Raw genomic sequence first — 11,400 nt, forward strand, 5'->3', positions numbered from 1 at the left:
AGAATAATAAAAATAGCGCCTTAAAGGCGCTATTTTTGTATTGTATCTGCTTATTTTTTAAAGCGACGATAAGCTAATAATCCAAATAATCCAAATACAGAATAGAAACCGAAGCTACCACCACCGCTGCTCGCAGGACGAGTATCATCAGTTGTTGTTGCTGTACTAATGGTGCGCACTGTAGCTGAATTTGATGATACGCCATCAGCATCATAAACTTGGTAATTAAATGAGAAATTAAATGGGTTGAACGCATTTACTTCCTGAACATAAATATTTCCACCATAACAAGTTTCTTTTTCATCTGGTGCAGGACATGCACCTTGGCGATCCGCAGTAATATTTAAATCTCGTGTTGGTACATTAGTTAATCGAATTGGTAATTCAATCCCTTCTTCATTTTTCCAGAATTTAGCTTTATTTGGTTTTAACTCTGGCCCTGTTCCACCAGTACCAGAATCACCATCATCATTAGCAAAAGTCAACAAATTCAAGCTTAATTTTTGCTTCTGTTGATATTTAAAGGTAATGGAAGTATCCGTTACTAAAGGCTTTATATTGGCGAAACTGGCTCGAATTAAACCCGATGATTTGACATTACTATCAGTTTTAGATTGTATTGTATACTTACAGAATGCATTATCACCTGCTTGTGTAATTACATCATCTTTGCGATAAATTATAATTTGTTGTAAATCATTACTCCATTCGCAGACTAAATTAGGATCAGGTGGTTGCTGAATATTTAATACAGTATTTTCTAACTGGCCAACCCCTAAAGTCTCTATATTTATATTATAATCATTCGTATTAAAAAATTGAATTTTATGACTACCATCTGCTTGCTCAACTTCTTGTGGTAATGGAAGCTTATAGTTACTCAAATCCACATAAACTGCACGATACTTGAGATTCTTCTTCCTTCTTTCAACATCATTAAAACCATCTAATAAATTTTTATATTGTACTAGACGAGATTTATAATAAGTTAAAAAATCAGGATTATTTGGATTTTTGACCAAATTATCAAAGAAATCATATTGCTTCTGATAGCCTGCTATCATCTCACTAATAGATGTATTTGATGAGCTACTAATATCACCAGCAGTTAACTTCATTAGCTCTACAGAACCAATATCACAGGTGTTAGTTGTTTCTGGATCATAAAACAAAACTAGAGTCGTACTGCGAGCTAAACCACGTTGATCTACCGTTTCACAGTTAATAGCACCAGTATTCACCAAGCTAATTTCTTTTTTATCATCCCCTTGTCCAACAGTAATCTTGTTAGTCTTTGGATAATATAGTGGAAAATAAGAAGTATATGCTGATGGCTGCTGCAAAGGGCTTAATAGCTGTCTGATATCAGCAATTTCACTAATATCAAAATTTGTTTTATTATCTTTTAAAGAATCACTAGGAACATCACATTTATTATTTCCGGTTAAAGATAACGCATTTGATAGGATGCTTAGTTTAACATCTTTCTGATCTGTAGCATTTCCTAACAAATAACGGCATGCATAAGTATTACTTCCACCATTATATGCAATGATATTAAAATTCAGTTTTTTCGTTCCTAATTTATCGTAAAGTAATGTTGTAAATCCTTGATTCTCGACAATTGTATTATTCGATAAAGTTAGGGTGCTTGAATTACTTAAAATACTGGAAATATTATTTGAATCTCTACCAACTTTGGTATCACCCGTAAATTTAATTAAATTACCCGTTGAAGCATTTACAGCATTTTGAGCAATAGTATTAGTATTTAAGGTTATTGCAGGCTCACCACAAAATTCGAGCAAGCTACTTGAGTTTCCATCACCATTACTTACCAAACTATTGCTATTAATATTAACTTCTCGTTTCGAGTAAACTGTATCATTAAAACAACTCATCGAAAGAACACTCCCTTTCGGTGAGCGGTTTCCTTGTAATAAACTTTGTGAAAGTGTTAATTTTGCAGAAGGACCAGCCAAGAAAATTGCTCCACCCTCTTTATCGGCTTGTGAGTCTAGAATTTGGGTACTTTGTAAAATTACATCAGCACCAGCATAAATAGCTCCACCTCGATCTGTCGTTCGCCCACCTTTTAAAATCACATTACTCAAAGCTAATATTTTTGTACCTATTGTCGTATTAAAAATACGCGAGTTTTCTGCTTGAATCGTCGTTTTTAATGGTATTTCAGCAGGATATTGATTAACAATATCATTAATCAAAACATTTTTCTCTTGCCAATCTACAGGGCTTTCCCCCCAAATTGCCACGTTGACATTAGGGGTAAGCTCACTTTTCAATAAATATGTGCCAGCTTCTAATTGAATAACTTTTTGAGTTGATGAAGAAGTATCTGTCACAAGACAACCACCATATGATTTTCTTGTTTCTGCAGTTTTTAAAGCCTCGCGTAATGAACAAGCATTTAAATTTCCGCCATCTTCATCTTCAAATGTTGTAACTTTAATAGGTACATTACTTGATGTAGCAGCAAGTAAAGGCATTGCCGCTATAACCATAGTTGCCAATAAAGCTTTTTTATAATTTTTCATCTCATCATCCCTGATTATGATCTAACGCGACGTAATCTTACTAATCCTAACAATGCAAAAATTGCTCCGATACCTAGACCACCACCACTTACATTTACTGTTTTACTTTCAAAATTATTTGGTGGGTCTTGAACAATTGTTGTTGGAATCGTAATGTAATAATTAGACACATCATTAAAACGAGTTGTTGTTGTCATTACTCGCAAATTAAACTTATCAGCTCCATGCCAATTACTATCTGGAGTATAGGTAATATTACCATTTTGATCTATGCTCAACTTTCCCTTAGATGGTGTTTGAGTCTGTACTACTTCCAAACATCCAAATTGCCATTGTTGGCCATCCGAACGCTTACCTAATAAGCTTTCACAAGAGGTAGGATCAAGCAGTTCTCCATCCAATAAATTATCCGCAAGACTAAACTTTGCAATTTGCCCATATAAAATATCTTGCCCTGCAATTGGTACATCAGCACGATCAACAACTAGCTCAATAGCACCCAAGTCACATAACTCATCATAACCACTGCGGCTTCTACCACGCTGATCAGTCCCTTCGCAACTTGCAAGTCCAATACTAGTACCATCACTATAAATCCGCCCCTTGTTTACAATTAGTGAGTCAGATAATTGCTTATAAGATGTTAATAATCGCGGTTTGAAGAAACCCAACATTTGATCTTTTGGCGTGTAATATGGACATAATAATCCATCAGCTGGAGGGGCATCACATATTCCCTCATCCTTCACACCACCTGCAATTAATTTATTGCTACCAACAAGGAAATTAGGTCGTTCACTTGGAGTATTATGAATACAATCAGATGTCGTTAAATTACTTTGTACAACAGTTGCATCATCAGACGTACTCTTACAATTTTCATCCTTATTCTCTACAATAATACTATTCGAAATATAAGAGCTTGGAGCTTCAGTTGTTATTGTTTCACCATTCTCAGTTGTTGTATATTTCCATTTTGGTGATTGTAAATACAGACCAGCTGCATTTTTAATCATAGTTACATTATTTAAAATCATACCTTCACGAATATTCGCAACATATCCGCCCATATTATGGAAAATTGTGCTATTTCTTAACCCTGCACTTCGATTTGCTAGTGCATTTCCTATTGTGGTGTCTGTAAAACCTGTTTGTGCGTAGAGCAATGCACCATTTATACCTGCAGCCCCCTCATTATCTCGAATAACAACTTGAAACATCAAATAAAGTGGCATTTCACTATAAAGAACAGCTCCCTGATCAGCCTTATTATTATTCAATATACTATTACTAATTAATACTGTACCTGCTGTTTTATTTGAGCTCGATAATATACCAGCATTATAAATGGCACCGCCTCGATTAGCATTGCCATTACTCAAACGAGAAAATTGAATCGTTAATGCTTCACGATTAAGAATTAAACCACCATCATTAATTTTAGAGGCTGAGCCTACTAGATTTAGCTCATTAAAACTAACAGGGATCAAAGCACTTTCAACGCTGCCATCATCTACAACAAAAAGTCGGTCATTACCCACCATCTTAATGGTTGCATTATTCAAGCCCTTTTTATCGTCATTAAATGCATCACTACTTGCCGTACTGATAGTAGTTGCAGCCTTAATATTTAATGCCGAATTTAATTGATATACTTGGTCTCGCTTTAGAATAATGTTTGAACTCACATCCTTCGTTCCACACCCGTGGTAACCATTTTCAAATTCTTTTTGACTTCTTTTATTTAAAAACTCGACGGCTTCTCGTAATGAACAAACGCCATCATCCTTATCTTCATCAACTAATGTTGTGACTTGAATATCCGCAGAATATGCATGTCCAGTAATCGCAAATAAAGCGCAGGCAAGCGTCCGTTTGAGCATACCAATCTCCTTCTATTTTTTCATTTTTCTTCGTATTACAAACTGAGTGTTTGCAACCACATTCCTTTGTGCGTACTTTGTCATAGCTCTCGAAATTACTCAAGAAATTTTATGCTATTGACGATATTCATCAATTAAAGCGTAAATTTGCTTAAGCGTTGTATTTGAAAGCTTGGTTTTTTCGCCTTTCAGCATTTTTTCAAGTTGAGCCAGTGTCTGTAATAAAATGGATGCCTGATGGGGTCCATTCATTAATAAATAATCCACGATTTGTTGATCAAAATGAATCCCTCGTCGAGTCATCACAGATTGAAGCAGTGCTTGTCGATCAATATAAGAACTCCCATTAGGTACTTTAACACTGACAGCCTGAGTCAACCTTGACTGTAAATCGGGTAATTCTAATTTTAATTCGATTGGCGCCACACGCGATGAAAAGACCAGTTGCCCTTCATGATTATTGATTAAATGAAATACTGCTTTCTGCCAATGTGGGATGCCACTGATCGCATCAATATCATCTAAAGCGACTAAATCATAGAACTCTAATGATGTAATCGCCTCAATCGGTGCATCTAATAATTCTAATAATGAAACTTTAATTGCTGGACGGCCTAACTCCAGATACGAATCACAGATCGCAGACAGTAAATGACTCTTACCAGTGCCCGCTCCCCCATAAACATAAAAACGGCTGACCAAACCCGCATGTAATTGCCGAACTGCATCAACCACAGGTCCCCATCCCGGTCCCGAAAAATCACTGATTCGAGCATCGAGTTGAGGTTCTATATCCAGTTGTAGTTGACGCATATACTTAATTTGTTCCTCAATTACTTTAAGTCATTCGAGTGTGAAGTCTCTGTATCTTGAGAGTTTTTAATTTGAATATCAAGCTCTACATGGCCTGTTTCAACATTTATATGTTGAGTTTCACCTTCTACCAACACAACTTCGGTTGGTAATCCATATAGGCGACTCTTTTCGTAATTATCCCGTGCATGTTTTAATAGCACCACAATCACAGCAGCCACGGGTAAGGCTATTAGCATGCCAAGAAAGCCACCCAATTGTGCACCAGCTAAGACAGCAAAAACCACTGCGACTGGAGACAAACCGATTTTGTCACCTAATAAGAATGGCTGAAGAATATAACCTTCGACCATTTGCCCAATCATAAATACAACACCGACGAGAAGCAGTTGTGTCCAATCCAATCCAAACTGAAACAGGGTAGCAATCACTGCAGCAATAATACCAACACCAAAACCCAAATAAGGAATAATGCTTGCTAAACCAGCAATCATCCCAATAATCAGACCGACTTCAAGGCCAATCAGTTGTAGACCAACAGCATAGACAATTCCTAATAAAAGCATAACGAGGAATTGACCTTTCACGAAAGCGCCTAATACGCTATGGCATTCACGAACAATGGTTAAAGTTGAAGCTTCATAAGGACGTGGAATTAAACGTCTCAAGCTTTGTAGCATTCGCTCCCAATCCAACAAAAAGTAGAAAGAGATAATCGGAATAAGGATCACTACTCCACCAATTTGGATGAAATTCAAGCCAGATTGAGCAACCCTTAATGCCATGGTTTGAATACTATCGGCGCTGTAATTGGTCTGGATATAATCCATTACTGCTTTGGAAATCTGCTCAGTATCGATTTCCATTGGCACTACGTTAAAGGTATGTGATACCCAGGGTAAGAAGGTCGCATTAATCCAATGAATTCCAGCAGGAATACTATCCCGCGCATACATCAATTGTTTCCAAATCAGCGGTACCAGAAACCATAAAACCATAGTTAAAGTCACACCAATACCAATAAATACGATACTGATTGCTAACCAACGCGGTAATTTGATTCTGACAAGAACATCCACAAGCGGACTGAATAAGTAGGCAATAAAAAAAGCACCCACAAAAGGAATCACAATGGGCTTGAGTAGATAGAGCACCCAGAGAAATAATGCGAGCCCAGCGAGGATAAAGATACGACGTAGTACCTGATCTTGCATAAAATCTAGCCTTTTTTCGTGTAATCGTTATAAATGAAAAAAAATTTAATTAAAGATAGCATTTTCGAGCATAAATAACATAAGAGTTTCGTATATTCAGGTTATAATCTGCCGCCACTGCGGAGACTTCACTATGAGCAACTCAACTTCTACCCCAAATACTGGTTTAAGCTATAAAGATGCTGGCGTCGACATTGAAGCGGGAGACGCATTGGTCGATCGTATCAAATCTGTCGCTAAACGTACCACTCGTCCTGAAGTAATGGGCGGTCTTGGTGGTTTCGGTGCTTTATGCAAAATTCCAAAAGGTTATGAAGAACCTGTATTGGTATCTGGAACAGACGGTGTAGGTACTAAATTACGTTTAGCACTAAACCTCAATCGTCACGACACTATTGGTCAAGATCTCGTTGCAATGTGTGTAAACGACTTACTTGTTTGTGGTGCCGAACCATTATTCTTCCTCGACTATTATGCAACTGGTCATTTAAATGTTGATGTAGCAGCAGATGTAGTAACAGGTATTGGTAAAGGTTGTGAACTTGCTGGTTGTGCATTGGTCGGTGGAGAAACTGCTGAAATGCCAGGCATGTATGAAGGTGAAGATTACGATCTTGCTGGTTTTGCTGTAGGTGTTGTAGAACACAGCAAAATTATTGATGGAACTAAAGTGAAGTCTGGTGACGTACTTTTGGGTGTAGCATCAAGTGGCGCACACTCTAATGGTTACTCATTGTTACGTAAAATTTTAGATGTTAAGAATGTAGACTTAACTCAAATTATTGATGGTCGTCCACTTGCTGACGTGGCGATGGAACCAACACGTATCTATGTAAAACCAGTCCTTGAGCTTTGCAAACAAGTTGATGTTCATGCAATGGCACATATCACTGGCGGTGGTTTACCGGGTAACTTACCACGTGTACTTCCAAATGGTGCACAAGCGGTCATTGATGAATCAAGCTGGGAATGGTCTGAATTATTCCAGTTGTTACAACGTGAAGGCAATGTAGAACGCTTTGAAATGTACCGCACATTTAACTGTGGCGTAGGTATGGTGATTGCAGTTGATGCAAGTGAAGCCGACAAAGCGATTGATCTATTAAATGCTCAAGGCGAAAAAGCATGGAAAATTGGTTATATCCAAGAAAATGCTGAATCAGTTGAAGGCGCTGACGAAAAAATTCGCGTGATCTTTGCATAATGAGAATTGCTGTCCTTGTCTCTGGCAACGGTAGCAACTTACAGGCCCTGATAGATGCAAATCTGTCAGGGCAAATCATTGGTGTCCTCTCAAATAAAGCTGATGCATACGCATTGCAGCGCGCTGAGAAAGCCAATATTGCGACCGCTGTTATTTCACATAAAGATTATCCAAATCGCGAAAGCTTCGATGAAGCCATGCATCAACAATTATTGACATGGCAAGTTGATCTGGTGATTCTCGCTGGTTTTATGCGGATTTTAACTCCAAACTTTGTCAGTCAATGGCAAGGTAAAATGTTAAATATCCACCCTTCTCTGCTGCCTTTTTATAAAGGCGTTAATACACATCAACGTGTATTAAATACCGGAGATCGTTTGCATGGCTGTACAGTTCATTTTGTCACAGCTGAGCTCGATGCGGGACAAAGTATCGCACAATCAGCAATCCAAGTCGGTTTACGCGATACCGTAGAAAGCCTGGCACAACGTGTGCATGAGCTTGAGCATTTCATTTATCCTCAAGTCGCGCAATGGTTTTGTACAGGTCAACTGAGCTGGCAAAATGGTCAAGCCTATTTTAATCAGAAGCCCTTAGAACGACCGATTCAATTTGCTCAGTTTTAAAAATAAAAACACATCTTCGGATGTGTTTTTATTAGCTCAAATTACTAAGCTTTTTATTTTCTCAACCGTTTCCACTGGATGTTCCAAGGGGAACATATGCCCACCATTCAGAACAGAAAAAGGAATACCTAATTTCTTTTTCGCCACTTGCGGAAACTTTTCTTTTAAGAAAATACTCTCTTGCCCCACAACCAAATGTACAGGAACAGGAGGTTTCGGCATGGGTAACCACCACATCGACGGTGTGGTTCTAAACATAGCCACTTCATCATCTTTAGCAATGGTCAGTGTGACACCGCCGTTTTGTGGATCATCTGTCAGTGCATAGTCGATATAAGCTTGAAAGCAATCTGGATCAAAGTGCTGATAAAAACCTCTCGAACCTAACAACTCAGCAGCTTGCTCACGCGACTCCCAATGATCACGACGACGTACCGACAAGCCAGCTGGGGTGATTTTATCCACCAGTTTAGGCTTAAAGATTTTAGCAAGATGAAAAACAAAAGATGCTTTACCAATAATAAGTGGTGGATCAAGCATGATGACTTGTGAAAACAACTCCGGACGACGATAAGCCGCCATCAGTGTCAAAACTGAACCCAAAGAATGTCCCAAGCCAATCACTTTACGCCCTTGGGCTTGCTGCACAATGCTATCAATAATTTGATCAACCAAATGAGCCCAGCCATGGGTAATTGGATAGCGTTTATCGTTTCCAATTTCTGCCACATAAATAATGTCGTATTGATCTTTTAATTGATCAAACAGCTTTTGATAAACTTTAGATGGAACACCATTGGCATGGGCAAAATGAATCAAAGGTTTCATAAGCTTGTCTTTTATTTTCACTGATTGGTCAATTATCCTGCTCTACATATGTATTGCAAATTAAAAGGATAACTGTCCAGTTATTTTAGGATAAAAAAGGCTGTGATATACACAGCCTCATTAAAATCAACGTAGTGCTTTGATCAAAGCATAGATATTATTGTATTTTCGCGTTTTGCTGAGTTTCTAGCTGTGCTGCAAGCGAACTACTAATACCTGCACCAAGCTGCGCGCCCATACGTCCTAGAATTGATTCTAACGGATTACGTTGAACGGTATAATCCACTTTTTGCTCAATCTTCAGATCACGCATCAATGTGGTCAAACTACCACTACGGTCAGCAACACCTAAAGCAACAGCCTGTTCACCTGTCCAGAAAAGACCTGAGAAAATAGCAGGATCATTCGACTTCAAACGTTTACCACGACCTTCTTTAACTGCATTAATAAAATGAGTATGCACATTATCAAGCACCGACTGCACATGTTGTTTCTGTGCTGGGTCAAGTGGTTTGGTCATACTTAAAATGTCTTTATTACTACCTGCAGTCAAGGTTCGGTCTTCGATACCCAGTTTTTGTGCTAAGCCACTTAGACCGTAATTCGGCATGATCACACCGATTGAACCGACGAGACTTGATGGGTTGACAATAATTTCGTCTGCCGCAGAAGCAATATAGTACGCACCCGATGCACCCATATCCCCAATCACAGCATAGACTTTTTTATCCGGATGCTGTTTTTTCAGGTAACGAATCTCTTGCCAGATTTCATCCGACTGTACTGGCGAACCACCAGGTGAATTAATGTTCAAAGCAATGGCCTTACTTCCACTCGCCTCAAATGCACGTTTTAATGCTTTGTTGGTATCTTCACTATTCACTGTAGACTGACCCGCAGATGAATCGATGGTTCCCATAATATCAATAACAGCCAAGTGATTGCTGCTGATGCTGGTGGTCGCTTTATCTGATGACGAGGTACAACTCTTGGTCATTGCTAAGAGTACGATTAACAAATATGCAAAGCCTAGACATTTAAAAAAGATGCCCCAACGACGGCTACGACGTTGCTCTTCCACGGAAGCAAGAACAGCTTTTTCTAAAATTTGCCATTCTTTGCCTGTCACATTATTACTATTTGTAGATTCATTTTGTGGTTTTGGTGGCCAATCGGACATAAGATTCCAATCCAATATATTTTAAAAAGTGACTTTATTATATACGCGGATTTACGCAAAACTGTTTAAATAACTTGTTTTAACTTATAATTATTTTTTGCTTTATACTTCCCTTTGTAATTTTTCTAATTTTGAATACATGACCCAACACAAATCAAACAGTTCAAGTTATTACCTTATCAAACTTATTAGCCGTCAGCCTATCCAATTGGGACGGTTTTTTGCACGCTTGGTTGCAGCCTTAGTCAATACATTCCCGCTTTCTAAGCTTTCAAAAATTATCAGCTTGAATATACAAATTGCTTTTCCAGACATGGAGCAACAACAAAGACAAAAACTCACCAAACAAGCTATACAAAACGAACTGACTTCTTATTTCGAGTTTTTGAGTATTTGGGGTTCCACAAATGAAAAAAATATCAAAAGTATTCATCGCATTCAGGGTGAATATTATTTGCATGAAGCACTCGCAGAGAAAAAAGGCGTTGTTTTAGTTGTTCCTCATTTTGGTACATGGGAAGTGATGAATGCATGGTTATCGCAATATACCCAAATGACGATCCTCTATAAACCAGTTAAAAATCCCGATGCCGATCAGTTTGTCCGTGACGCGCGTAGTCGTGAACAAGCTCATCTGGTTCCTACCGATGAAAGTGGAGTCAGACAGATTTTTAAGGCTTTGAAACAAGGTGGAACTACAGCGATTTTACCTGACCATACCCCTGACCACGGTGGTGACATGGTCAACTATTTTGGTATTCCGCTTGCCTCCAGTAGCCTCAGTGCCAAACTGATTCAAAAAACCAAGGCAAAGGCTCTTCTCATCTACACAAAAAGAAATGATCAAGATGGCTTTGATATGTATATCGAGCCAATCAATCCCCAGATTTATCAAGGTACAGCAGAAGATGGTACTTTAATTATCCATCAAACTTTAGAGCAACTGATTCGACGTTATCCAGAACATTACCACTGGAGCTACAAACGTTTTCGCGCTAATCCCGCCTTAAAGAAAATCTACGATATTGATGAAAATGAAGCGCTGACGAAAGTGACCGAAGTGCGTCAACGAACTCAAAAAAATAAAGAGGTCTAGG

9 protein-coding genes are annotated in these 11,400 nt (G+C 38.4%); 3 read left to right on the forward strand and 6 right to left on the reverse strand.

Going from position 1 to position 11,400, the window contains the following annotated elements:
• Positions 1-50 precede the first annotated feature (50 nt).
• The 4 genes from F993_RS09105 to cxpE all read right to left on the reverse strand — a co-directional run bounded on the left by F993_RS09105 (position 51) and on the right by cxpE (position 6,465).
• Positions 51-2,555 (reverse strand): CSLREA domain-containing protein, encoded by a 2,505-nt coding sequence (locus F993_RS09105; protein WP_004654621.1) that lies wholly within the window; start codon positions 2,553-2,555, stop codon positions 51-53.
• Between the two features lie 14 nt (positions 2,556-2,569).
• Positions 2,570-4,438 (reverse strand): rhombotarget A, encoded by a 1,869-nt coding sequence (gene rbtA / locus F993_RS09100; protein WP_004654624.1) that lies wholly within the window; start codon positions 4,436-4,438, stop codon positions 2,570-2,572.
• A 114-nt stretch (positions 4,439-4,552) separates the two neighbouring features.
• A complete protein-coding gene (locus tag F993_RS09095; RefSeq protein WP_004654626.1) occupies positions 4,553-5,251 on the reverse strand; it encodes a DnaA regulatory inactivator Hda in 699 nt (232 codons plus the stop codon).
• A 20-nt stretch (positions 5,252-5,271) separates the two neighbouring features.
• Positions 5,272-6,465, reverse strand: a complete 1,194-nt coding sequence (cxpE, locus tag F993_RS09090; protein WP_004654628.1) for a chloramphenicol efflux transporter CxpE — start codon at positions 6,463-6,465, stop codon at positions 5,272-5,274.
• 133 nt (positions 6,466-6,598) lie between these two features.
• Between cxpE and purM the strand changes: the two genes are divergently transcribed.
• Together purM and purN are read left to right on the forward strand one after the other, a co-directional pair.
• Positions 6,599-7,669 (forward strand): phosphoribosylformylglycinamidine cyclo-ligase, encoded by a 1,071-nt coding sequence (gene purM, locus F993_RS09085; protein WP_004654631.1) that lies wholly within the window; start codon positions 6,599-6,601, stop codon positions 7,667-7,669.
• The gene (gene purN / locus F993_RS09080; protein ID WP_171066051.1) at positions 7,666-8,295 is read left to right on the forward strand and encodes a phosphoribosylglycinamide formyltransferase; all 630 of its coding nucleotides are present in this window, start codon (positions 7,666-7,668) and stop codon (positions 8,293-8,295) included. Before purM ends, purN begins: the two co-directional genes overlap by 4 nt.
• A 36-nt stretch (positions 8,296-8,331) precedes the next feature.
• Here the strand turns inward: purN and F993_RS09075 are convergent, their stop codons facing one another.
• Both F993_RS09075 and sppA read right to left on the reverse strand, forming a co-directional pair.
• Positions 8,332-9,123, reverse strand: a complete 792-nt coding sequence (locus F993_RS09075) for an alpha/beta fold hydrolase (protein WP_004654635.1) — start codon at positions 9,121-9,123, stop codon at positions 8,332-8,334.
• Between the two features lie 157 nt (positions 9,124-9,280).
• Positions 9,281-10,303: a signal peptide peptidase SppA gene (sppA, locus tag F993_RS09070; RefSeq protein WP_004654636.1), complete on the reverse strand. Its 1,023-nt coding sequence runs from the start codon at positions 10,301-10,303 to the stop codon at positions 9,281-9,283.
• Between the two features lie 139 nt (positions 10,304-10,442).
• Here sppA and F993_RS09065 point away from each other — a divergent pair, with 139 nt between their 5' ends.
• The gene (locus F993_RS09065) at positions 10,443-11,399 is read left to right on the forward strand and encodes a lysophospholipid acyltransferase family protein (protein WP_004654637.1); all 957 of its coding nucleotides are present in this window, start codon (positions 10,443-10,445) and stop codon (positions 11,397-11,399) included.
• Position 11,400: the final 1 nt, after the last annotated feature.

The sequence above is a fragment of the Acinetobacter proteolyticus genome, assembly GCF_000367945.1.
Lineage (GTDB): Bacteria > Pseudomonadota > Gammaproteobacteria > Pseudomonadales > Moraxellaceae > Acinetobacter > Acinetobacter proteolyticus.

Excerpts from the sequence above, each read along its gene's own strand:
- rbtA (WP_004654624.1), bottom strand. The coding sequence starts at position 4,438 with ATGCTCAAACGGACGCTTGCCTGCGCTTTATTTGCGATTACTGGACAT.
- cxpE (WP_004654628.1), bottom strand. The coding sequence starts at position 6,465 with ATGCAAGATCAGGTACTACGTCGTATCTTTATCCTCGCTGGGCTCGCA.
- sppA (WP_004654636.1), bottom strand. The coding sequence starts at position 10,303 with ATGTCCGATTGGCCACCAAAACCACAAAATGAATCTACAAATAGTAAT.
- F993_RS09095 (WP_004654626.1), bottom strand. The coding sequence starts at position 5,251 with ATGCGTCAACTACAACTGGATATAGAACCTCAACTCGATGCTCGAATC.
- F993_RS09075 (WP_004654635.1), bottom strand. The coding sequence starts at position 9,123 with ATGAAACCTTTGATTCATTTTGCCCATGCCAATGGTGTTCCATCTAAA.
- purM (WP_004654631.1), top strand. The coding sequence starts at position 6,599 with ATGAGCAACTCAACTTCTACCCCAAATACTGGTTTAAGCTATAAAGAT.
- F993_RS09105 (WP_004654621.1), bottom strand. The coding sequence starts at position 2,555 with ATGAAAAATTATAAAAAAGCTTTATTGGCAACTATGGTTATAGCGGCA.
- F993_RS09065 (WP_004654637.1), top strand. The coding sequence starts at position 10,443 with ATGACCCAACACAAATCAAACAGTTCAAGTTATTACCTTATCAAACTT.